General features: G+C 69.6%; 19 protein-coding genes. 2 read left to right on the plus strand and 17 right to left on the minus strand.

Annotation, left to right across the window (positions count from 1 at the left end):
- Nucleotides 1-464 precede the first annotated feature (464 nt).
- A complete protein-coding gene (locus tag AC07NB_RS11985) occupies nucleotides 465-773 on the plus strand; it encodes a VanZ family protein (RefSeq protein ID WP_492312280.1) in 309 nt (102 codons plus the stop codon).
- Here the strand turns inward: AC07NB_RS11985 and AC07NB_RS11990 are convergent.
- The 4 genes from AC07NB_RS11990 to AC07NB_RS12005 form a co-directional block, all read right to left on the minus strand.
- Nucleotides 763-1,770, minus strand: coding sequence for a M48 family metalloprotease (locus tag AC07NB_RS11990; protein WP_494571146.1), 1,008 nt, complete (start codon nucleotides 1,768-1,770; stop codon nucleotides 763-765). The genes AC07NB_RS11985 and AC07NB_RS11990 overlap by 11 nt on opposite strands.
- 6 nt (nucleotides 1,771-1,776) lie before the next feature.
- On the minus strand, nucleotides 1,777-2,472 hold the full coding sequence (locus AC07NB_RS11995) for a polysaccharide biosynthesis/export family protein (RefSeq protein WP_291832273.1): 696 nt from the start codon (nucleotides 2,470-2,472) through the stop codon (nucleotides 1,777-1,779).
- Nucleotides 2,473-2,490: 18 nt separating this feature from the next.
- Nucleotides 2,491-3,285 (minus strand): tyrosine-protein phosphatase, encoded by a 795-nt coding sequence (locus AC07NB_RS12000; RefSeq protein ID WP_494571147.1) that lies wholly within the window; start codon nucleotides 3,283-3,285, stop codon nucleotides 2,491-2,493.
- Between the two features lie 104 nt (nucleotides 3,286-3,389).
- Nucleotides 3,390-5,588, minus strand: a complete 2,199-nt coding sequence (locus AC07NB_RS12005; RefSeq protein ID WP_494571148.1) for an AGE family epimerase/isomerase — start codon at nucleotides 5,586-5,588, stop codon at nucleotides 3,390-3,392.
- Nucleotides 5,589-6,023: 435 nt separating this feature from the next.
- On the opposite strand from AC07NB_RS12005, the gene AC07NB_RS12010 reads away from it, so the two are divergent.
- Nucleotides 6,024-7,943, plus strand: coding sequence for a polysaccharide biosynthesis protein (locus AC07NB_RS12010; protein ID WP_494571149.1), 1,920 nt, complete (start codon nucleotides 6,024-6,026; stop codon nucleotides 7,941-7,943).
- A 24-nt stretch (nucleotides 7,944-7,967) separates the two neighbouring features.
- Here the strand turns inward: AC07NB_RS12010 and AC07NB_RS12015 are convergent, their stop codons facing one another.
- From AC07NB_RS12015 to AC07NB_RS12075, 13 genes are all read right to left on the minus strand, one after another.
- The gene (locus AC07NB_RS12015; RefSeq protein ID WP_291832317.1) at nucleotides 7,968-8,528 is read right to left on the minus strand and encodes a sugar transferase; all 561 of its coding nucleotides are present in this window, start codon (nucleotides 8,526-8,528) and stop codon (nucleotides 7,968-7,970) included.
- A 4-nt stretch (nucleotides 8,529-8,532) separates the two neighbouring features.
- Nucleotides 8,533-10,008: an aminotransferase class I/II-fold pyridoxal phosphate-dependent enzyme gene (locus AC07NB_RS12020; protein ID WP_494571150.1), complete on the minus strand. Its 1,476-nt coding sequence runs from the start codon at nucleotides 10,006-10,008 to the stop codon at nucleotides 8,533-8,535.
- Nucleotides 10,009-10,617 carry a NeuD/PglB/VioB family sugar acetyltransferase gene (locus AC07NB_RS12025; RefSeq protein ID WP_494571151.1) on the minus strand — a complete coding sequence of 203 codons (609 nt, stop codon included), beginning with the start codon at nucleotides 10,615-10,617 and terminating at the stop codon, nucleotides 10,009-10,011.
- Nucleotide 10,618: 1 nt separating this feature from the next.
- Nucleotides 10,619-11,749, minus strand: a complete 1,131-nt coding sequence (gene neuC / locus AC07NB_RS12030) for a UDP-N-acetylglucosamine 2-epimerase (protein WP_291832321.1) — start codon at nucleotides 11,747-11,749, stop codon at nucleotides 10,619-10,621.
- 2 nt (nucleotides 11,750-11,751) lie between these two features.
- The gene (neuB, locus tag AC07NB_RS12035) at nucleotides 11,752-12,798 is read right to left on the minus strand and encodes an N-acetylneuraminate synthase (protein WP_494571152.1); all 1,047 of its coding nucleotides are present in this window, start codon (nucleotides 12,796-12,798) and stop codon (nucleotides 11,752-11,754) included.
- Nucleotides 12,795-13,736 (minus strand): NAD-dependent epimerase/dehydratase family protein, encoded by a 942-nt coding sequence (locus AC07NB_RS12040; RefSeq protein WP_494571153.1) that lies wholly within the window; start codon nucleotides 13,734-13,736, stop codon nucleotides 12,795-12,797. The genes neuB and AC07NB_RS12040 overlap by 4 nt, the downstream gene beginning before the upstream one ends.
- Nucleotides 13,729-15,063 (minus strand): oligosaccharide repeat unit polymerase, encoded by a 1,335-nt coding sequence (locus AC07NB_RS12045; protein WP_492312288.1) that lies wholly within the window; start codon nucleotides 15,061-15,063, stop codon nucleotides 13,729-13,731. The genes AC07NB_RS12040 and AC07NB_RS12045 overlap by 8 nt, the downstream gene beginning before the upstream one ends.
- A gap of 40 nt (nucleotides 15,064-15,103) precedes the next feature.
- Nucleotides 15,104-16,207 carry a phytanoyl-CoA dioxygenase family protein gene (locus AC07NB_RS12050; RefSeq protein WP_291832329.1) on the minus strand — a complete coding sequence of 368 codons (1,104 nt, stop codon included), beginning with the start codon at nucleotides 16,205-16,207 and terminating at the stop codon, nucleotides 15,104-15,106.
- Nucleotides 16,208-16,295: 88 nt separating this feature from the next.
- The gene (locus AC07NB_RS12055; protein WP_291832331.1) at nucleotides 16,296-17,753 is read right to left on the minus strand and encodes a capsular polysaccharide export protein, LipB/KpsS family; all 1,458 of its coding nucleotides are present in this window, start codon (nucleotides 17,751-17,753) and stop codon (nucleotides 16,296-16,298) included.
- The gene (locus AC07NB_RS12060; protein WP_494571154.1) at nucleotides 17,750-18,697 is read right to left on the minus strand and encodes an NAD-dependent epimerase/dehydratase family protein; all 948 of its coding nucleotides are present in this window, start codon (nucleotides 18,695-18,697) and stop codon (nucleotides 17,750-17,752) included. The genes AC07NB_RS12055 and AC07NB_RS12060 overlap by 4 nt, the downstream gene beginning before the upstream one ends.
- Nucleotides 18,694-19,983 carry a lipopolysaccharide biosynthesis protein gene (locus tag AC07NB_RS12065; RefSeq protein ID WP_492312292.1) on the minus strand — a complete coding sequence of 430 codons (1,290 nt, stop codon included), beginning with the start codon at nucleotides 19,981-19,983 and terminating at the stop codon, nucleotides 18,694-18,696. The genes AC07NB_RS12060 and AC07NB_RS12065 overlap by 4 nt, the downstream gene beginning before the upstream one ends.
- Nucleotides 19,968-20,783 (minus strand): SDR family oxidoreductase, encoded by an 816-nt coding sequence (locus tag AC07NB_RS12070; protein ID WP_291832337.1) that lies wholly within the window; start codon nucleotides 20,781-20,783, stop codon nucleotides 19,968-19,970. The genes AC07NB_RS12065 and AC07NB_RS12070 overlap by 16 nt, the downstream gene beginning before the upstream one ends.
- The gene (locus AC07NB_RS12075) at nucleotides 20,783-22,198 is read right to left on the minus strand and encodes a glutamate-1-semialdehyde 2,1-aminomutase (RefSeq protein WP_492312293.1); all 1,416 of its coding nucleotides are present in this window, start codon (nucleotides 22,196-22,198) and stop codon (nucleotides 20,783-20,785) included. The genes AC07NB_RS12070 and AC07NB_RS12075 overlap by 1 nt, the downstream gene beginning before the upstream one ends.
- Nucleotides 22,199-22,227: the final 29 nt, after the last annotated feature.

Below are 22,227 nucleotides of genomic sequence, written 5' to 3' on the forward strand. Positions count from 1 at the left end.
CATGACGGCCGTCGCCGCCTGTCGAAACCTATCGGGCTGATACCGCAAAGCCCTACACCACGCACACGAATTCGAGCGTTCGGGACCTGCCCTCCGGCGTCATGTCGCGGAGGAGGGCGCCGTCGGTCAAGCGTGGCGCGAGGATCAGGTCGTCGGCGCCGGTTGCGGATCATCGGGCGCGGCGCGGGCTTGTCCGAAGGCCGGTCCGACGGCGGGCGGGGGAGCCACTTCGCTATAGAGGCCCGCGCCTTTTCCAGAGTATGCAGCCGGTCCGGCGGCGCGAGCCGCCGTCCGCCGGTGGTCGAGCGCGTCGCTGATGCGTGTCGCCATGGATCAACCCTCCGCAGGACAGATAACGCAGGTCCATGACAGTGACGAATCACGGAAAGCGGCGCGTGTCCCCGAGCTCGAACCCCGTACTGAGGGATACGTTCCGTATCGGGACGGTCGCGTTTTCGTTAGCGGTGGCGTGGTTCGCTTTCAGGCCCGCCGCGACGATCGAAGGGGGGCTGCCGTGGGACAAGGCCAACCATGCCGTAGCCTTCCTGACTTGGACGGTTCTGGCCGCCTGCGGCTGGCCCCGGAACGGCCTGGTCCGGTCGGCCGGGATCATGCTGGGGGCCGGGATCGCGATCGAACTGATCCAAGGCCTGCCCGCCGTCGGACGGGACGCCGATGTCTGGGATGTGGTCGCCGACATGGTCGGCTTCGCCCTGGGCTGGGGTCTGCTGACCGCCGTGCAACTGCGGAACCGGCTCGGCCTCAGGGAATGAGGGCGCGGTTCGCCGCCTTGCGCGCGGCGATGTCGGCCAGGACGGGCTGAAGCGTCCGCCGCCGCGCCGGCGCGGACTCATAGATTCCGCCGGAATTGAACTGGGCGTAGCGCGCGCCCCGGTCGGCGGCCTCGAACCGGGTCAGGAATTCGACCGCGAGATACGGATCGAAGCCAGCCCGCGCGAGCAGGAACAGGCCCAGGCGGTCGGCATCGGCCTCGGCGCTCAACGACAGGCCCCGGCGCAGGGTGATGGCCCCGTTGGACGCGCCGCGCGCGCCGGTCACATCGGGCTGGGTGCGATGCTCGAGGACCGCATGGGCCAGTTCGTGCGCGAGGACGAAGGCCAGTTGGTCGTCGTCGGCGGCGACGCTGACCATGCCGTCGGAGATGAAGATGTTGCGGCCGTCGGCGCGGCTGCGGCGCGTGCCGGTCACCTCGACCTGGGTGGGATAGGCGCAGGCGTCGACCGTGCGAACGGTGACCTCGCGCTCGACGCCCGCCCGACGGACCCGCAGGGTCACGGGGCCCCGCGCCGCGGCGGCGTCCAGCGTCGCCGCATTGGCCTGAAGACCCTCATAGGACTCCGTCGCGCCCTCGCCTCGCGACAGCGGTTGACCGTTGACCGACAGGATCAGGTCGCCGGGCGAAAGGCCGGCTTCGGCCGCCGGGCTGCCCCGCGGCGCGGCGAGGACGCCGGGCAGATCGCCCTCAAGGCCATAGCGGGCTTCGGCCGTCGGCCGCAGCGCGCCGCCGTACTGGCCGGCGGACTGCAGGGTCCAACCGGCGCGCGGGCGGGTGACCGGGCAGAGATCGGCGTTGGACCGGGCGAGGGCCCAGGCCACTCCGGCGACACGGACGTCGACGGCGTTCAGTGCTTCAAGGCGCGCCTCGGGCCCGGCCTGGACGAAGCCGGTATCCGGCGCGGGATGGCCGCAGGCCGCCGCGCCCAGCCCGAAGGCCAGGACGACGGCGAGGATTTGCGCGCGGCGCGCCAACAGCCCTTAGAACGGACGGAAGATCGACAGCGCCGGCAGGGCGCCCACGACTTCCCGCAGGGCCGAGTTCAGGCGCGAGGTGTCGACCACGACGATGTCGTCCCCCAGCACATTGGGGTCGTCGGCGCGGCCCTGACGGATCGCCTGCAGGTCGAACAGGGCGACGGTCCGCTGGCCGTTGATCGTGCGGAACACGGCGACCTTGGTCAGGTCGGCCACGCGGCTGGGACCCTCGGCCATGGCGATCGCCTGCAGCAGGGAGGTCGCGCCGCGCATCTCATAGACGCCCGGCTTGGTGACGGCGCCGTCGACCGTGATCTTCTGGCTGGCCGCCTCGGTGACCGTGACGGTGACCTGCGGGTTGCGCAGATACTGGGCGCTGAGCTTCTGGGCGATATCGGCCGAAAGCTCGCTGGAGGTCCGATCCGCCGCGCGGACAGCGCCGATCAGCGGCATCTGAAGATTGCCCGACGTATCGACGACCAGTTCGTCGAACGACAGGTCCGCCACCTGGAAGACGCGAATCGACAGCTTGTCGCCGACGCCGATCCGATACTCGGTATGCGGCGCCGCATCGGGGTCGATTCCCAACTGGGGCGTAGGCTGGGCCGCCGTCATCTGGGTGACGTCCATCTTGGGGCCGCCGCAGGCGGAGAGCAGGAAGGCCGTGGCGATCAGGACCAGCGGGAGGGCGCGCATCATGCGACAGTCACCTTGAAATCAGGCGGCCTTGAACAGCCGTTTGAAGAAGCCCGGCCGGGTGGCCGAACGGGGGGCGCCGACCGCCGGAGGGACCGAAGCAGGCGTAGCGTTTTCCAGCACCGCTAGGGGTCGGGTCAACACCATGTCTTTCGCGGCCTGTTCGCCGAGGCGTTTCGACACGGCCTCGACCGCCTCGGAAAGCACCGGAGAACGGCTGCGCAGGTTGTGAGCGTCCGTGGCCAGGATGTGGACGATGCCCTCGTCCAGCATGCGCTCGGCCCAGTACTGGGTGCGTTTGCCGAAGCGGCCGGTGACCGAACCGGCGGTGATCTGCATCCAGGCGCCGCTCTGGGCCAGCTGGACCATCAGGTCATACTGCTCCTCGATCCAGCGCAGGCGCTCGGGGTGGGTGATTAGCGGATGAAAGCCCGCGGCCATGCAGTCGAACACGGCGTCGGCCATGCGCGGCGGGGCGGTGTTGTGTGGCGGTTCGAACAGGAAGTAGCGGGTGTCGGCCAGCGTCAGCTTGGACCCGTCGCGCAGGCCCGACGCCAGGCCGGGCACCAGATGCACGTCCGCGCCGGTCACCAGGCGCAGGGGAATGCCGGCTTGGTCCAGTTCGGCCTGAAGCGCGACCACGGCGGCGCGGACGCCGTCCGAGGTGTTCTCATAATAGCCCGGCATCATGTGCGGGGTGCAGGCGGTGACGGTGATGCCGTCGGCCACCGCGATCCGCGCCATCGCCAGCGAGGTTTCCAGGTCCGGCGCGCCATCGTCGATGCCCGGCAGGATATGGCAGTGGAGGTCGATCACATCGGTCTCGTGGTGCGGCGGCGTCTCTACAGGAGAGGCGCTGGCGGCTGAACAGGGGATGAAGGGCCGCCCCCGCGGCCCGCCTCAAACGTGGAACAGGAGCTTTAGTTCAATCCGGTCGGCGCGTCCGTAATGAGGCCGGCCGCGGCGGCGACGCAGACCTGATCGAAGGCTCCGACGATATGATAGAGCGAACTGGCGGGGGCCGGCTCGTCCACGAAGGCGCCGGACGCCTCCAGCTTGTCGCGCCAGGCGCCGTTGGGCCGCAGGTAGAGGGCCAGGCCCGCCGCCGCCTTGCGCGCCTCGGCCAGCCGCTGCTCGCGCTCGGAGCCCTCGGCCAGCTCGGCCATGGCCAGGGCGGCGCGCAGCCACTCGGTCTGGGGCCACAGGCGGGCGCGGGCGCTGCGCACCGACAGGCTGTCGTCCAGCTCGTCGACGGCGACGCCCCGGCGCGGATCGACCCCGCGCAGGCCGTGCATGTAAAGGCGCTTCGCCGCCGCCATGGCGCGGGCGTCGCCCCGGGCGAGGGCGTGCCGCGACAGCAGCCAGCTCCATTCGAACTGGTGACCGGGCTCGACCAGGCGGCCGTCCTCGCCCGGCGCCGGGCGCCAGTCGGCGTCGTAGAACTCGCGCAGGAAGCCGCCGTCGGCGTCGATGAAGCGGGTCAGGGCCAGTTCGGCCAAGGAATCGGCGATCGCGTCCCAGCGCGGATCGACGCCGCGCGCGGCCCAGGCCTGGACCGCCTCGAACAGGTGCATGTTGGCGTTGGCCTGGAAGGGATGGTCGCCGGTCTCGCGCCAGCCGCCGCCGGGCAGGCGCTCGGCCAGAAGCCGGTCCAGCATGATCCCCGCCTGGGCTTCGCAGCGCGCGGTCTCGATCCCGGCGGCGTGGACGGCGGACAGCGCCAGCAGGGCGAAGGCCTGCTCATACTGCAGGGCGGCGTCGTCCAGCACCGAACCGTCGGTGTTCAGGGCGTTGCGCACCGCGCCGTCGGCGCGCAGGTAGCCGGCCAGGAAGCGCTCCAGTCCGCGTTCGACCCGCTCGCGCCACGGCCCCGCCCAACCCTGGGCGCCGGCGCGGGCGAAGACGTAGATCTGGCGCGTCTGAACGCGGGCGCGTCGGCGGCTCTCCACCGCGCGGCCCTCCAGCGTCAGGGTCTCGACGAAGGCTCCGTCTGCATGCGTCCCGAGCGTCGCCCACAGCGGCAGGGCCGCGGCGCGCATCCAGTCGCCGAACCGCCGGTAGGGCGCAGGGTCGGCCGTCTCGGGCACGTCGGCGTGGCGCGGGGCCTCGGCCTTGACCCTGTCGACCACGGCCTTGACGTCCTGCGCCCGCGACAGGTCGCAGACCAGCACGGCGTCGTTCTCGGCGATGACCGCGATGTTGGACACGCCCAGGGTGGCCACCACCATGCCGTCGGCGGCGCGGACAAGGACGTTGTCGCTGTCGACGCCGATGTGCAGTCCCGTGTGCCCCGCGCCGGTCGCCAGCACTGAATCCCAGGCGCCCACGTCGGACCATTCGAAGCCGACGGGCAGGACGGAGGTGCGGTCGCTCTTCTCCATCACCGCATAGTCGATGGAGATGCGCGGGGCCGTGCGGAAGGCGTCGGTCAGGCGGATCAGGGGCCCGGTCAGGTCGGCGGGCAGGGCGTTCCGGGCGGCCTCGGCGATCTCGGGCGCATGGCGGGTCAACTCGTCCATCAGGGCGGCGCCCGAGACGATGAAATTGCCGCTGTTCCACAGGAAGCCGTCAGCCAGATAGCGGGCGGCGGTGGCGGCGTCTGGCTTCTCAACGAAACGCTTCACCGGCGACAGGCCGGCGCCCTGGGGACTGATGTAGCCGTAGGCCGGGGAGGGCCAGGTCGGGGTGACGCCCAGGGTGACGATACGGCCGCGGGCGGCTTCTTCAGCGGCGGTGCGGACGGCGGCGCGGAAGGCTTCCGCATCGGGGATGTGGTGGTCCGAGGCGATGATGGCGGCGACGCCGTCCGGGTCGCGCCGCTGGACGAAGGCGGCGGCGGCGGCCATCGCCGGTCCCGAATCGCGCGCCTCGGGCTCCAGCAGGATGGTGGCCTCGACGCCGATGGCGGCCAGTTCGCCGGCGATGGCGTCGGCATGCCCCAGGCCCGCGACCACCACCACGTCGCCGTCGGCGGCGAGGGGCGCGACCCGCAGGACGGTTTCCTGGAACAGTGACCGCGCGCCCGTCAGGGGCAGGAACTGCTTGGGCCGTCCGGGACGCGAGGCGGGCCAAAGGCGCGAACCGGCCCCGCCGCACATGATCACCGGATAGATATTCATCATTCCCCCGCGCAAGTCGCGACCGGATCAGCTTCTAGAGACAGAATGCGCCGCCGTCTCGGACCGGTTTCAACCGCCGCCGTCAATGCAGTCCGCGGACGTTCGAACGATTTGAAGAAATCGCGCTTTCTCTAAAGCTTTCACATCAGCAAATACTCTTGATGGGCGGCCTACCGGCGAGGCGTGACATCAGGGTGACAGGGCCCAAATAAGCGTCTAGAAGGCCGGAACTTTTCCGGTAGGCGACCATTGCAGCGCCTCGGGGCGGGCGTTTGACGCGATTCTGTCGGACGTTCCCGGATTTTTGAACGCCAAAGTGGAGGGCGGCGGAGATTCGTCACCATACTGAGATGGCCAGACAATATTACTCTGCTATCTCCACGGTTCGGACGAAGCCTGTCGGGCAGGACTAACTTGGGTAACAGCAACGCACTATTGATCCGTGGCCTGAAGGTCGCGGCGCGCGCCGGGGTTCGGGTCGTCGCGATGATCGGCGGGTATCTGGTGGCGTCCGGAAACGGGCTGACCCCGGATGCGATCCTGAACGCGACGCAGGACGCCTGGGTCTTCGCCCTTGTGTTCGCGGCCCTGGGCTTCGCCCTGGACCTGTTCTTCCGCACCGACCGGGCGCTGTGGCGCTACGTCTCGATCGTCGACGTCGGTCCGATCGTGCGCACCTCCCTGCTGTCGGCGGCGGTCTTCCTGGTGTTCAGCTTCTTCCTTGAGCGGGGCGCGTCGCTGCCTCGCTCCACCCTGCTGATCGTGCCGGTTCTCGACATCGGGCTGACGCTGGCGCTGGTCCTGCTGCGCCGGATCCTGCACGACAAGGAAGCCCTGCGCGCCATCGCGCCGTTCGTCGGAGCCAGCGACGAGCGCAAGCCGCTGATCGTGGTCGGCGCCATGGACCGGGTCGAGACCTTCCTGCGCGAATTGGCCCGCAGCGGCGAGGCCTATCGCCCGGCGGGCATCGTGACCGACACCCGCGGAGCCGCGACGCGCGAGCTGCGCGGCGTGCCGGTGCTGTCCAACGCCACGGCGGCCTTCGAGATCCTGGAGGATCTGACCGATCACGCCATAGAGGGGGCGATCGTCTTCCTGGACGATTCCCTGACCCCGGTGGACTTCGGCGTCGAGCGGCTGGGTCAGCTGCGGACCCGCGGCGTGCACCTGCTGCGCGCGCCCAGCCTGGTCGAGATGGGCGGCAAGGCCGACGAGCCGGTCATGCGAAAATTCGAGCTGGAGGAACTGCTGGCCCGTCCGCCGGTGCGTCTGGCCGACGGCCCGCTGCGGGCCCTGGTCGCGGGCAAGCGCGTGCTGGTCACCGGCGCCGGCGGCTCGATCGGGTCGGAGATCTGCCGTCAGGTCGCCAGCCTCGGCTGCGGCCATCTGGTGCTGCTCGACAACTCGGAATTCAGTCTGTTCCGGATCGACCAGGAGATCGAGCATCGCTGGCCGACCCTGTCGCGCCGCGAATATCTGTACGACGTGCGCAACAAGGCCCTGCTGAACGAGGCCTTCGCCGCCGAGCGCCCGGACATCGTCTTCCATGCCGCGGCCCTGAAGCATGTGCCGCTGATGGAGCGGCATCCGTGTGAAAGCGTGCTGACGAACGTCGTCGGCACCTGGAACGTCGCCGAGGCCGCCAACGCGGCCGACGTGAAGCACATGGTCTTCATCTCGACCGACAAGGCCGTGGATCCGCCGAACGTCATGGGCGCCACCAAGCGTCTGGCGGAGGCCGTGGTCCGCGCCCAGCAGACCGGCGACGGCGGGACCACCCGCTTCAGCGTCGTGCGCTTCGGCAATGTTCTGGGTTCGGCGGGTTCCGTCGTGCCGACCTTCCGGGCGCAGATCGAGCGCGGCGGGCCGGTCACGCTGACGCACCCGGACATCGAACGCTATTTCATGACCATCCCCGAGGCGGTCCAGCTGGTGCTGCACGCCACGGCCCATTCGGCCGGCCAGCCGGACGCCCCGCTGGGAGTCTTCGTGCTCGACATGGGCAAGCCGGTGAAGATCATCGACCTGGCCCGCCAGCTGATCGGCCTGTACGGCAAGATCCCGGGCAAGGACATCGAGATCGAGGTCACCGGACTGCGCCCCGGCGAGAAGCTGTTCGAGGAACTGGTCGATTCCAGCGAGGTCGCCGAGATGTGCGGCCAAAGCCTGATGCGCGTCACCGACCGCATCGAGGGCGCGCGGATGACCGAGCGCATGGTCCAGAAGCTGGAGCAGGTGGCGCGCCAGGGCGACAACGCCGACGCCCGCGCCCTGATCTTCGAGATTCTGGCCCGCGTCCGCACCGTCGGCGACGACCGGGCCCTGGCCGAGGTCGTGCCGATCAAGCGGGCCTGATCCCTCTCCCCACAGGGGGAGGGCCTAGTGCGAGATGTCGCGGGCGCGCAGCACCTTGCCGACCGTCATCCAGATGGTCTTCAGATCCATCGCGAACGAGCGGTTGTTCAGATACTCGGCGTCGAGCCGGACCTTGTCCGGAATGGGGAGTTCGTCGCGTCCGTTGACCTGGGCCCAGCCGGTCAGGCCGGGGCGCAGCTTGTGGACGCCCTGTTCGGTGCGCAGGCCGATCAGGTCGTCCTGGTTGAACAACGCCGGGCGGGGGCCGACGATCGACATGTCGCCGACCACGATGCTCCACAGCTGCGGCAGCTCATCCAGGCTGCTCTTCCTCAGGAAGCCGCCGATGGGCGTCAGCCAGGCCGAGGTGTCGGTCAGCAGATGGGTGGCGACCGCCGGGGTCTCGATCCGCATCGAGCGGAATTTGGGCATCCGGAACAGCTTGTTGTCCCGCCCGACCCGGTCGGACCAATAGATGGCGGGGCCTCGCGATGTCACCCGCACGGCCACGGCGGTGGCCAGCAGAACCGGCGACAGGGCGACCAGGGCGCCGCCCGCCAGGACGAAATCGAACGCGCGTTTCACGGGATCACCGGACCTTCATGATGCCGCGCACGGCGTCGATGATCCGGTCGATCTCGGCCCGGGTCATGTTCGAGCCCGAGGGCATGCAGACGCCGTGTTCGAAGATCTGGTCCGAGACCGCCTCGTTGCCGTGGGCGAAGTGGCGGCAATGGGCGAAGACGGGTTGCTGGTGCATCGGCTTCCAGACCGGTCGGGCCTCGATCATCTCGTCGGCCAGCCGCCGGATGAGCTCGGGCGCGGTGACGCCCGTCGCGTCCGGATCCAGGGTCAGGGCCGAGAGCCAGCGGTTGGAGACGCTCCACTCCGGTTCCGGCTGCCAGATCAGGCCGGCGATGTCCGACAGGCCCTCGCGGTAGGCGTCATGGACCGCGCGGCGTGAGGCCACCCGGTCGCCCAGCACCTGAAGCTGCCCCCGGCCGACCCCGGCCAGGATGTTGGACATGCGGTAGTTGAAGCCGATCTGGCTGTGCTGGTAGTGCGGCGCCGGATCGCGCGCCTGGGTGGCCAGGAAGCGGGCCTGCTTGATCAGGTCCTCGTCGTCGGACAGCAGCATGCCGCCGCCCGAGGTGGTGATGATCTTGTTGCCGTTGAACGAGAAGACGCCCATCAGGCCGAAGGAGCCCGAGGCCTTGCCCTTGTAGGTCGCGCCCAGGCTTTCGGCGGCGTCCTCGATCATCGGCACGCCGTAGCGGTTACACAGCGCCAGGATCGGGTCCATGTCGGCGCTCTGGCCGTACAGGTTCACGACGATCACCGCCTTGGGCATCCAGCCCTCGGCCTTGGCCGCGTCGAAGGCCTGCTCCAGCGCGATCGGCGACATGTTCCAGCTGTCGGGCTCGCTGTCGATGAAGACCGGCTCGCCGCCTTCATAGACGATGGGGTTGGCCGAGGCCGCGAAGGTCAGGGTCGAACAGAAGACCCGGTCGCCGGGCTTCACCCCCAGCATGCGGACCGCCAGGTGGATGGCGGCGGTGCCCGACGAAAGGGCGGCGGCGTGCGCCATCCCGGTCTGGGCCGCCATCTCGCGCTCGAAGGCGTCGACGTTCGGACCCAGGGGGGCGATCCAGTTGGTGCGGAAGGCCTCTTCCACGAAATGCAGCTCGGCCTCGCCCATGTGCGGCGTCGACAGCAGGATGGGCGCGCCGATGTCGCGGCGGTTCAGCACGCGGACGACCCGGCCTTCGCCGTCGATCAGGGGCAGGTGGTTGATCTCGTTGGCGTCCATCAGGGCCAGGGCGGCCTTGCGGCTGACCTCTTCCGGCGCGGTGACCGAGGTCAGGTCCGGCAGCGCCTCAAGCGTGTCGCCCATCTCGGAGCCCGCCAGCAGCAGACGGCGCAGGTCGCCGTCGGTGACGGTGCGCTGGAAGCGACCGTCGGCGTCCACCAGCAACAGCATCTGCATGCCGGAGGCGTTGATGGTCGCCATCGCATCGCGAATGGTGGCGGTCCGGGCGGCGCTGAAGGCGTCGATCTCGGTCATTCAGGAGCCTTTCGGGGCGGCGGGGACGCCGGTCCAGGTCTGGGCGGAGGCCACGTCGCGGGTCACGACCGCGCCGGCGCCGATGGTCACGTCATCGCCGATGGTCACGCCGGGCAGGACGACCGCGCCGGCGCCGATCAGGCAGCGCGCGCCGACCCTGACGCCGCCGCCGAGGGTGGCGTTGGGGGCCAGGTGGCAGAAGTCGCCGACGGCGCAGTCATGGTCGACGACGGCGCCGTGATTGATGATGACGCCGCGCCCCACCACCGCGACCGGCCCGACGACGGCGCCGGCGGCGACGAAGCCGCCCTCGGCGATCGTGGCGAAGCGGGAGATTGAGGCGGCGGGGTGGAGGATGGTCAGGGCCGATCCGCCCGCCGCTTCGGCTTCGCCCTGCAGGCGTTCGCGAACGGCGGCGGCGCCGATGGCTACGTGGAAGGACCGGCTCGTCGAGGAGGGCGCGATCGCGGGCGTGGCGACCGGCAGGCCCAGCAGGTCGGGTGCCGGGGCGTCGGCGCGGACGGCGACGCCGGACAGATCCGTCCCGCCTTCCAGCAGGGCGTCCAGCACCACCTTCGCATGCCCGCCTGCGCCGATCAGATGGATCATCTCAGTACCCGTTGACCTTCATCAGCAGGGCCGCGTCCAGCGGGACGGAGGCCAGCAGGTTGGCGATGCGCGGTCCGGCGCGGCCGTCGCCATAGACGTTCTGCGGTGCCCGGCGGCCTTGCGCCAGCAGATCGGCGATCCCGGCGGCCAGGGCCGCCTCGGTCGCCTCGACATCCAGCACATTGGCGTTGCGCTCACGCAGGTTCTGGCGCGGGCCGACGTTCAGCACCGGCGTGCCGAAGCTGGCGGCCTCGATGATCCCGGCGCTGGAGTTGCCGATCATCAGGTCGGCGTGCGCCATGGCGGCGACGAAGGCCGGGCGGGCCAGATGGGTGCGCACGGTGATGTCCTGCGCGCCCTTGGCTTCGGTCAGGACGGCGCGGACGCCGTCGCTGCCCGCGTCGGCGTTGGGCATCAGGGCCAGGACCTGCAGGCCCGCGTCGGTCAGGCTTTTCAGGATGCGGCGCGCGTCGTCCGCGGCGGTCGCGGCCTCCTGCAGCACGGGGTGATAGACCATCAGGGCGAACGGGCGCTCGGGATCGAGGCCGTGCAGGCGCATCACCTCGGTCTGGTCGGGCAGTTCGGCGTCGGTCAGGCCGTCCAGGCCGGGTGCGCCGGTGACATGGACGTTGGCGGCGTTCTCGCCCATCCGCACCAGCCGGTCGGCGGCTTCTCGCGTGGCGGCGAAATGCAGGTGGCTGAGCTTGGAGATGGCGTGGCGCACAGGCTCGTCCACCGTGCCCGACCGCTCGCCGCCGTGGATATGGGCGACGGGGATGTTCAGATGGATGGCCGCCAGCGCCCCGGCCAGCATCTCGCCCCGGTCGCCCAGCAACAGAACCGCATCGGGCCGTTCGCTTTCCAGCACATCGGTGAAGGCGGCGACCATGGTTCCCAGGTTGCGGGCCATGGTGGCGCCCGTCGCGGGCTCCAGCGGCACCGGCACGCGGGCGGCCAGGCGCAGGCCCGCGGCCTCGATCTCGTCCACTGTATGCCCGTAGGCGGGGGACAGGTGCATGCCGGTGGCGATCACCGCCAGGTCCAGCTCCAGATGGTCGCGCAGGATCAGCAGCGTCGAGCGCATCAGGCCGAAGTCGGCCCGGGTGCCGCTGATGTAGCAGACGCGCCGCATGGTCAGATCATCGCCTCGCCGGACAGCAGGTCCCAGGTCAGGGGCTGGCCCGCCTCGACATCCGCCTGCAGCGCGCGGCCGGGCAGGGTGTGGAAGAAGCGCGGTGCGATGCCCGAGGCGGGACGCAGCAGGATCAGGTCGGCCTCGGTCAGCACGTGGCCGGCGGGCAGGGCGATGCGAGCCATGACCGAGCGGCGGGCCACGGCGCGAACGGGCAGTTCGGCCGCCGTCGGCGCCTTCACCGACGAGCCCAGCGCCTGCTCCACATCGCGGATCTGGCCGACCAGATCGGTCAGCTGCTGAACGGTCAGGGAGGCGCGGTGGTCGGGGCCGGGCAGGGTCACGTCGAGGGTGAAATGCTTCTCGATCACCGTCGCGCCCAGCGCCACGGCGGCGGTCGAGACCGCCAGGCCCAGGGTATGATCCGAATAGCCGACGGGCAGGCCGGTGACCTCGCCGATGGTGCGCATGGCGCGCAGGTTCACATCGGACGGCGCCGCCGGATAGTTGGACGTGCAGTGCAGGATGGTCAGCACCTGATCCAGCGGCGTGGTCAGGCCGTGTTTCGCGCGGGTCTCGGCGATGACGGCGACGGCGTCGGTGATCTCCTCCATCGTGGCCATGCCGGTGGAGACGATCAGGGGCCGGTCCTTCGCCGCCAGATGACGCAGGAAGGGGTGGTTCACGATCTCGCCGGACGGGACCTTGATCCGCGCCATTCCCGAGGCGACCAGGAAGTCGGCGGCCTCCTCGTCGAAGGGCGTCGACATGAACTCGATGCCGACCTCGGCGCAGCGGGCGATCAGGCGGTGATGCAGGTCGTCCGACATCTCCAGCGCTTTCAGCATGTCGTGCTGATTGCCCTCGCCGGTCTCCCGCTTCTGGTAGTCGGCCTTCTCGGCGCCCGGCGCGGCCAGCTTGTCGGCCGAGAAGGTCTGGAACTTGACCGCGTCCGCGCCCGCCGCCTTCGCGGCGTCGACCATGGCCAGGGCGCGGTCGGCGTCGCCGTTATGGTTCACGCCGGCTTCGGCGATGATGAAGACGCTCAATGGACCGCTCCGATCGGCGGGGAGGTGGGGGGACGCCAGCCCAGACGGTCGCACGTCGGCCGGATGTCGATCTCCAGATCCCCGGTCAGCTGGCCCGCCATGCGGGACCGGCCCACGAGCGCGAGCAGGCCGCGGAGCATCGCCGGGGGAACGGGGATCAGCTGCGGGCGCGCGCCCGTTTCGGCGGCCATCCGTTCGACCAGGGCCCGGGTCGACAGCGGGGCGCCGTCGCTGACCATGAAGACCGCGCCCGGCGCCGACGGGTGGCTGACGCACACCGCCGCCAGATCGCTCAGGGTCTCCCGCGAGACGAGGTCGCGCCGGTTGTCGACCAGGTTGGCGAACGGCAGCGGCAGGCCGCGCCGGATCGCGCCGTAAAGACTGGCCAGATTGCCCTTCACCCCCGCGCCGATGATCAGCGGCGGACGGATGACGACCACGTCCAGCCCGGTCTCGTCGGCGATCCGGCGCAGGCCGGTCTCGGCCTCGAGCTTGGACTGGGCGTAGGGACCCGCGGGGTTGGGCGGATCGTCGGCCCGGAAGCCTCTGCCGGTCGTCTCGACCCCGTTCACATGTGCCGACGAGATGAAGATCAGCCGCCGGACGCCCGCTTGCGCCGCCTGGCGCGCCAGGTCGAGGGTCGCATCGACGTTGATACGCGTGAGGACGGCGTGTTCGGCGGCGTCCGCGGCCTTGCGCTGGTGCGCCCGCCCGGCCGTATGGATCACGCAGTCGATCCCCTGCAGCGCGGCGGACCAGTCCACCGCACCGGCCAGGTCGCCGACCCCGACCGCCTCGGCGGCGCCGGACCACGTTCCCGGATCGCGCACGGCCACGCGCACAATGAAGCCGCGCGCGGCGAAGTCGTCCGCCATGGCCCGGCCGAGGAAGCCGTTCCCTCCCGTGATCAGGATCCGGCGACCGGAAGCGTCAGCCACCGGCGGCCTCTGCGGGGGCCGGTGCGGGCCGCCAGCGCATCACGCGGGCGGACATGAAGGCGGTCACGAGCCAGAGGTGGGTGATGAGGCCGTTCGAGAATCCGATCGGCGTGTTGATGACGCTCAGCAGGATGCCGATGACCACGATCGGCGCGGCCAGAAGCCATCGCGGATCGCGGCCCTGCTTGACCTTCTTGTAGGTGATCCCGGACAGCCAGCCCCAGAGGAAGCACGGCAGCAGGCCTAGGAATTTGAAGTCGACGTACAGCGACCCGAAGGCCGACGGCAGGAAGCCGTAGGTGTTCAGCCCCAGAAGGTGGCCGAAGCCGGTGGCCAGGAACTCGCTGTCCAGGCGCCGGACGACCGCCGAGGAGATGTCGATGCCGTAGGCGCTCCACATCATCGGCCCGTCGTAGTTGGTGAAGATGGTGTTGGCCATCACGAAGCCCTGCACCACGTACCAGACGAAGACGAACACCAGATAGGTCAGGTCCGGCCCCAGCAGGGTGAAGTAGAGGTCAGCGAACGGGCCGTTGAAATTCACGCCCCAGGATGAGCTGGCGATGCCGAACATGGCGTCGATGCCGCCGACCACATCTGCGCGGACGATGAAGACCCGCGCGAAATAGATGCCCATGCAGCCGACCAGCACGCCGATCAGCACGCGGGCGGGCATGTTGAGCTTGAAGATCGGCCGCCGCTTCGGACGCTTCCTGGCGCCGTCGGCGGCCAGGCGGTCGGCGAAGATGTGCCCGCGCAGGAGGTAGGACAGGCCGGCGCACAGGAAGGCGTAGAAGATCGGATTGCGCCCGCCGGACGCCAGGGAGACCATCAGGATCGGCCCCAGGCCGAACACGGCCGCGCGCCACAGGATCGGGCGCGGTCGGAACGCGATTTCACGGATCAGGTACACATAGGCCGCGGGCGAGGTCAGGAAGGCGATCTGGAACCAGATGGAGCTTTCAGATTCCGCGGCGTTCAGCAGGCCGCTCGCCCGGTCCGACCGCACCTGGTAGGAATCGATCAGGTTGAACAGGTTGCGCCCCTGCACATCCATGACCGAGGCGGCCAGCGCGATCACCGTGGCGGCGATCAGGATGCGGTCGGTCATCCGGAAATCGACCGTCACGTGCGGGTCCATCGGGCGCTGGGGCAGCCGCCCCGAAGCGCTGGCCGCGCCCACGCAATAGACCGCGATGAAGACCAGCAGGACCATCACGCCGTAGAGCGAGATCGTCCGGCTCTCCAACTGGAAGGGCAGGATGTAGAATAGCGCGATGCAGATGGACCAGACCATCAGCATCAGCGCGGCGGGATGGAATTTCATTGCGTCCCTCGCAATCCGGACCCCGGCAGGGTGTCCGGCCTCAGCCGATGACGCACGTGATTACCCGCCGTTCGCCGCTTTCCACCATGCCGCCACGGTGGATGCCCTTGGTGTCGAACAGGACGATCGAGCCCTTTCGCGCGCTGATCGCCCAGAGGCCGCGAGCGATGTCCTGGGCCAGCGGCGCGGTCGGCAGCAGGTCGTTGCCGAAGCTGCCCTTCTGCATGAACTTCCCCGGCAGGGCGGCGAAGCGCGCGCGCGAGCGGGCGTCGGTGCCGGCCAGGCCGTTGGAGTCGTTCGCCTCGCAGATCAGGTCGTCCAGACGCGGGATATGCATCCGGTGTGATCCCACGACATAGCTGAACGGCCCGTTCCGGGGTTCCACGTCGGTCATGTAGATGATCGCCTTGAGGTCGCCCCCCGAGGCGTCGCGGTGGCAGTAGGCCGCGCCGGGCAGATCGGACGGCGGCGTGTCCGGGAAGATGTCCTTCCAGAAGGTGTCGCTGGTGTCGTTGATCTGGGGATTGACGTCGATCACCCGGCCCGGCCGCTGCATGTAGGCCGAGGCCACGTCCATGACCCCGGCGTCCTTCAGGACCCGCTCGATCACCTCGAACAGCGCCTGCTGTTCCTTGCGGGTCGTGCGACCGCGCGAGTCGTCGAAGGCGCGCTTGCCGGCGGCGCCCTGTGCACGGCGGCGGTTCAGTTCGTCGAACTGGGGCTCGGCGGCGGCGGCGAGGGCCTGGAAGTCGGCGTCCGGCACGGACACCACATGGATGCCGTCACGGCCCAGGCGGCCCGTGGTCTGATCGGCCTGCTGAACGCGGACCGCGCGCTCGCGGGGGCGGCTGACCATATTGCCCAGCGCATGCCCGACCATCTTCAGCCGCCCGCCGGCGGTGGCGTCGGAGCGCACGTCGTTCGGGATCATTTCGTAGCGGACCAGCCGCTTGACCAGCAGAACGGCCATGCTTTTCAAGAAGATCGCCAGCCCCGCGGCGCGATCGCCCGCGCTCGGACGCGCGACCAGATCGCGATAGGCGGGGTGGACGGAATAATCGACCAGAGCCGGGCTCCAGGTCTGCTCCGGCAGCGGGATGATCGTCGGGGAAGGCTCGACGATCAGATAGTCATTACCGGCCATCTATCGATCCTCCCGGGAGTTCGGGGCCCGGCGCGAAATGCGCTGGAGCCGCTCAGGCTCTAACCAATGCCGCAGTCGCGGGTCAAGTTCACAACCGGCCTTCCGGGCCGCCGAGCGGCGAGCCGGCATGGCCGCCGACGCGGGCGGCGCCGACCTTGCCGTGCCAGTCCTCGCCCTCCGGGCCGACCAGACGCATGCGGCGTCCGAGTTCGCGGCCCATCTGCGTCACCTCGTCGTTCGGCGCATCCGCCTTGAAGCCGAACAGGGACATGAACGGCCCGTCGAAACTGCCCTTCAGGACGTGGCGGATGATCCGCGCGCGCCGGGCCTCGACGGAGTCCATCGGCGCATCGTTGAGCAGCCGGTCCGGCACGGTCGCCAGATCCTCCCACGTCCGCAGGACGACGAAATCGTCCTCGACGACGTAGTAGGCCTGCCCCGCGATGGAGGTGTTGCCGAGCAGGGCCGCCTGCAGGCCCAGGGTGCCGGTCGCCGTCACGCTGACGCCGCACTGGGCCAGCATCGCGTTGCCGGTGACCTCGTAGGGGACGAGCACCACGTTCGGGATCGCCTGCAGCGCCTCGAGCAGCGCCGTCTGGCGGAAGCCGAACTGAAGCGGGTGATCCTTGACCACGATCTGGAAGCCGGCGTCCGACAGACGCCGCGCCAGCTCCAGCAGCATGTCCTCTTGCCGGATCAGCCGCAGGTCATCGATCCAGTAGTCGATGGACGCTTCGGGGAACATCTGCAGCCCGAACAGGACGCGGCGCTCCCGGGGGAAGGCCGCCAGTCTTTCCTGCCAGTCGTGGTCGATCATCGACAGGACGCGCACATCCGAGGCTCGGGCCTTGTGACCCAGCCAGGTCTGGCTATCGAGCGCGCGCAGATTCAGCGGGTCGCGCGCCGCCCGGGCCAGCAGGTTGAAGGCCCACGCGCGAAGCTGGAAATAGGCCTGGACCCGATGGAATTTGGCGCGGGTGAAGGTGCGGGCGTTCTGCACATAGATCGGCGCGAACTCCGGGTTGGAGATTTCCGCGGATCGCGCCGCGACCTCCTCCTCGTCCGGCGCGCCCTCGGTGGTGACCAGCGCGCCGCGATGCAGCAGCATGCTCAGCCCCGGCAGGGTGCCCGCGGTCAGTTCGAAATAGGGGATTCCGCGCGCGCGGGCGCGCCGTTCCAGCATGTCGGTGACGTAGCTGTCGATGGGCAGGCTGACGATGGAGTCAGGCGCCAGCGCCGCCAGCGCCTGGTCCATGGCCTGCGCCATGCCCAGGACCATGGCCGTGGCCTGGCGTTCGGGAAGCCAGCGCAGCACCCGGCAGCGGGCGATGGCGTCCCGAACCTCATCCCGGGCGACCAGGTCCGACTCGTGGACGTCCGCCTTCAGGAAGCGGCGATAGGCGGCGTAGAAGTCATCGGTGACCGAGCGGTCGCCGCGCCCACGCGTGTCGGTCAGGACCGTGACCCGGTCGACGCCCAGATGGCGCCCGACATGGGCCCACCAGGCTTCCGTGCGGAAGATCGCGAAAATCAGAACGTGGTTCACGCCGCGTCTCCGCGCAGGAACCACTCTGCGGTGCGGCGCACGCCTTCGGCGTTGGAAACGGTCGTCACGCCGTGGACGCCCTCGATCGGGGCGGTGTCGTAGAGGTATTCGGTCAGCATGTTCTTCAATCGGGCGGTGGTCAGCGGCGCGGGGAGGCCGAGGCGGGACGCCCCGTCGCCTACCATCGCCATCGCCCGGGCGACAGGGAGGGGCAGGGTGAAGATGCGTTTGCCGAAGGCCTCGGCGAAGCCGTCGGCCCAGGCCCGCAGCTCCACCGGCTCGCTGTCGGCCAGATAGAAGGTGCGGCGATGGACCGCGTCAGCCGACGCCGTGGCCAAGGTCGCCAGCTGGGCCGTCAGATTATCGATGTAGGAATAGGACTTCCGCAGCGGCCGTCCCCCGACGTGGAAGTACAGGCCGCGCCGGATCAGCCGGAACATGCCGGTGTAATAGGGGCTCATGCCCGGCCCCCAGATGGTGGTCGAGCGGGTGATCACCCAGGTGCGGCCCGCGCCGTCGGCGGCGCGCACGCGGCGCTCGCCCTCGGCCTTGGACTCGCCGTAGCCGCCGATCGGATCGTAGTCCGTGTCAGAGGTCGGCGTGTTCCCCGGACGATGCACCAGCTGCGACGACATCCAGATCACGCGCTGGACGGACGGCGCCGCCGCGACGGCCTCGATCAGATGGGTCACGCCGTCGGTGTTGGCGCGATAGCCGTTCTTGGGCGGGCCCTTCAGGTCCGTCTCGGCCGCCAGGTTGAACACCACCTCGGGGCGGAAGGCCTCCAGGGCGGCGGCCAGCGAGGCCGGATCCATCAGGTCGCCCTTCAGCGACATCGGCCGGTCGCCGCGCGACAGGCCGCGAACCTCGTGCCCCTCGGCGACGAGCCGCTCCAGCAGGGCCTTGCCGACGAAACCGCTTGAACCGGTGATCAGAATCTTCATGCGGCGCCCGCCGGGGCCTGCAGGTCGGGCAGCCGGCGCAGGGCGATCCAGTTCAGGGTCGCGTACAGGGCGCTGGTCGCGACCATGGCCGCCGCCGCCCCCCACAGGCCCCACAGGTGGGTCAGGCCCACCAGCAGGGCGCCGCCGATCGCGAAGGCGATGGCCTGACGGTGCAGCACCAGCTTCTCCAGGTGTTTGGCGTTCATGATCATGGCCGGGAAGTCGGCCGCGCCGCGCAGCATGAAGCCCAGCAACATGACAGCCACAAGACCCAGTTCGATATGGAAGCGCGCCGTCCAGACGCCGCCCGTCAGCCGGTCGGCGGCCCACAGTCCCGCGAACAGCAGGGGCGCGCCGATCAGGGTGCGGGCGTACTCCTTCAGAACGATGCGGATCAGGGTCCTGTTGGACTCGGTCTTGGCGGCGGCGAAGACGGTCGGCGTGATGCGGTTGAAGGAGGCGATGCTGAACAGCTGATAGGCCAGCGAGATCAGCAGCGCGTGGCGGAAATAGACCCCGGTCTGTTCCAGCGACAGCAGGCCCCCGACCGCCAGACGGTCGAACTGCAGCACCAGGATGGCGATCAGGCCGATCAGGAAATGGGTCATGGAGGCGCGGTGCTGACCCAGGATGTCGGTCTTCAGATTGAAGGCCGTCGTCTTCGGGGCCGCATTGCGGATGCGCAGGAAGCCGGCGGCCAGCATCAGGGTGCAGGCGACGGCGCCGATGGCCCAGGCCGTGATGACGAAGCTCAGGTCGAAGGCGTCCCGCATGAACAGCGCCACGCCCAACGCCAGGGCCGCCAGCGCCGCGTTCTTCAGGGCGACGATCACCAGCAGGGGCGCGTAGCGTGTGTCGATGAGGGCGTACTGATAGGCCTGGTTCGACAGATGCTCGCCGACGACGACCACGGTCGCCAGCAGCAGCACGGGCCACGGGGCGTGGGTCCACAACGCCACCGCCACGATGAACAGCGGGACCATAAGAGCCCAGTTGAACGCGAAGAATTTCAACGCCTGGACCACCATGCGGTCCATGACCGCATGCGGCTCGCCCGCCGACCGGCGCTGGATGTCGATGTGCCGCTCGAAATTGAAGGCGAAGGCGAACAGGCCGACCAAGGTCGCGATCAGGCCGAACTGGCCCGCCTGATCGACGCGCAGCCCGTAGGTCGCGGTGATGACGAAGCCCGCGCGCGCGGCCACGTCCATCAGCTTCACGACGACCAGATAGAAGTCCCGGTGAAGCCGGGGCAGGGTGACCGCGCCGCTCACCAGGCGGTCCATCCGCCGTCGACGGCCAGCACCTGACCGGTCACATAGGACGAGGCCTCGCTGGCCAGGAACAGCAGCGGCGGGGCCATCTCCTCGCCCCGGGCCATCCGGCCCATTGGGACGCGGGCGGAGTATTTGTCTCCGAACACGGAGTTCTGGCCGCTGGAGACGCCGCCGGGGACCAGGCAGTTCACGCGGATGCCCTTGTCGGCCCAGTGGGTCGCCAGCCATTTGGTCAGGCCGACCACCGCCGCCTTGGAGGCCGAATAGACCGCCGGGGTGTTGATCGGTCCGCCCAGATAGTCCGAGCCCTCGTAGATGCGGCTGTCGGGGCCGACCAGGCCGTAGATGGAGGCCGTCTGGATCACCCGCCCGCCGCGCCCGGCTTTCAGCATCTCCTTGCCGACGGCCTGGGCCATCAGGAACATGCCGTCGATGTTGACGCTCATCACCTCGCGCCAGACCTCCAGGCTGTAGGTCTCGAACGGCTCGAAGAAGGCGCGTACGTCGGCGGTCTTGGTGGCGGCGTTGTTGACCAGCACGTCGATCCGGCCGAACCGCGCCATGACCGCATCCACCGCCGCCTGCACCGAAGCCGGGTCGGAGACGTCGCAGCCGAAGCCCGCGGCGGCCTCGCCGATCTCGGCGGCGGCGGTCTTCGCCGCGTCCTCGAACAGATCGACCACGGCCACCTGCGCGCCCGCCTCGGCCAGCGCCCGGCAGAACAGCCGGCCCAGGATGCCCGCGCCGCCGGTGACCAGGGCGACCTGGCCGTCCAGCCGCGCGGCGGCGAAGGTCGGGGTGTCGGTCATCAGTTGTGCGTCCGGAAGACCGGCTTGATCGCCGGGCCGTTCAGCTGGGTCTCGACGCCCGCGTCCAGCGCCTGCTTGTAGACGCCCAGCGCGCCGTCGAAGGCCTCCAGCGTCAGGGCCAGCTCGGTCTCGCCATGCGCCTGCGAGATGGCCAGCCACGGCATCATCACGCCGCGCTTCAGCATCTCCTGCGCGAACAGGGTGCGCATGGGCAGGGACGGCGCGCCCGAGGCGTCGCGGGTCACATAGTTCAGCGACACCGCCGGACCTTCCATGAAGACGTGGTCCTGCAGGCCGTGACGGCCCGCGACCTCGGCGAGGCCCGCTTTCAGCTTCGCGCCGTAGGCCCACAGGTGGGCGGGCACGTCCTCGGCGGCGTTGATCCGCGTCGCTTCGACGAAGGCGCCCAGCGCCGGCATCTCGGCGCCGTGGGTCGAGGACAGCAGGAAGGTCCGCTCCATGCCCGGCTTGTCGATGGAGCCGACCTGCATGAACTCGCGCTTGCCGACCACGGCGGCCAGCGAGAAGCCGTTGGCCATGGCCTTGCCGTAGGTGGCCAGGTCCGCCTCGATGCCGAACACCTCCTGCGCCCCGCGCAGGTTCCAGCGGAAGCCGGTGATCATCTCGTCCAGGATGAACAGGGCGCCGTTGGCGTGGGCCAGGTCGCGCACCTGATGCAGGAAGCCGCCGGCGTGGCTTGCGGCCGCCCGGTCCGGCGTCGGCGCATCGCCCAGGGCGCCGTCCGCGCCGTGCGGCCAGATGTGGGTCGACGGCTCCAGCATCACCGCCGCGATCTGGTCCGGATACTGGTCGAACAGGGCCTTCAGCGAGCCCATGTCGTTGTAGTCGAAGACCAGGGTGGTGGCCGCGTGATCTTCCAGCGTGCCGCGCTTGATGGCGGTGACGCCGATGAACCAGTCGTCGAACGAGAAGAAGGGATGCTGGCGCGGCACGCAGACGTAGCGGCGGCCGGTGTAGGCGCGGGCGATCTTCACCGCCGCGGTGGTGACGTTCGAGCCGTTCTTGCCGAACTTCACCATCTCCGCGCAGGGGATCAGGTCACAGATCAGCTCGGCCGCCTCCAGCTCGATCTCGGTGGCGCGGGTCAGGTTCACGCCGTTCTCGATCTGCCGGATGGCGGCCGCATTCACCCGCTCGTCCGCATAGCCGATGGTCACCGCCCGCAGCGCCATGCCGTAGTCGAGATATCTGTTGCCGTGGGTGTCCCAGACATAGGCGCCCTTGCCCTTGCTGAGCACCGGCGGCGCGATCGACGGAAACTGGTCGTCCCCGCGCGAATAGGTGTGGGCGCCCCCGGGGATCGCCCGGTGCAGGCGCTCGCGCAGGGCGGCGAAATCGGCTTCGGCATTCCCCAGCGGGGTTCCGGATTCGGTCTTGGTGGGGATGACGGACATCAGACTTGCGCGCGAGGGGAGGGGGGCGG

This window comes from Brevundimonas sp. GW821-FHT09G01, assembly GCF_059416065.1.

Bases quoted from the DNA above. Each gene is read 5' to 3' on its own strand.
- AC07NB_RS11995 (WP_291832273.1), bottom strand. From the start codon at position 2,472: ATGATGCGCGCCCTCCCGCTGGTCCTGATCGCCACGGCCTTCCTGCTC.
- AC07NB_RS12005 (WP_494571148.1), bottom strand. From the start codon at position 5,588: ATGAATATCTATCCGGTGATCATGTGCGGCGGGGCCGGTTCGCGCCTT.
- AC07NB_RS12020 (WP_494571150.1), bottom strand. From the start codon at position 10,008: ATGACCGAGATCGACGCCTTCAGCGCCGCCCGGACCGCCACCATTCGC.
- AC07NB_RS12025 (WP_494571151.1), bottom strand. From the start codon at position 10,617: ATGATCCATCTGATCGGCGCAGGCGGGCATGCGAAGGTGGTGCTGGAC.
- neuC (WP_291832321.1), bottom strand. From the start codon at position 11,749: ATGCGGCGCGTCTGCTACATCAGCGGCACCCGGGCCGACTTCGGCCTG.
- AC07NB_RS12045 (WP_492312288.1), bottom strand. From the start codon at position 15,063: ATGAAATTCCATCCCGCCGCGCTGATGCTGATGGTCTGGTCCATCTGC.
- AC07NB_RS12050 (WP_291832329.1), bottom strand. From the start codon at position 16,207: ATGGCCGGTAATGACTATCTGATCGTCGAGCCTTCCCCGACGATCATC.
- AC07NB_RS12060 (WP_494571154.1), bottom strand. From the start codon at position 18,697: ATGAAGATTCTGATCACCGGTTCAAGCGGTTTCGTCGGCAAGGCCCTG.
- AC07NB_RS12065 (WP_492312292.1), bottom strand. From the start codon at position 19,983: ATGGACCGCCTGGTGAGCGGCGCGGTCACCCTGCCCCGGCTTCACCGG.
- AC07NB_RS12070 (WP_291832337.1), bottom strand. From the start codon at position 20,783: ATGACCGACACCCCGACCTTCGCCGCCGCGCGGCTGGACGGCCAGGTC.
- AC07NB_RS12075 (WP_492312293.1), bottom strand. From the start codon at position 22,198: ATGTCCGTCATCCCCACCAAGACCGAATCCGGAACCCCGCTGGGGAAT.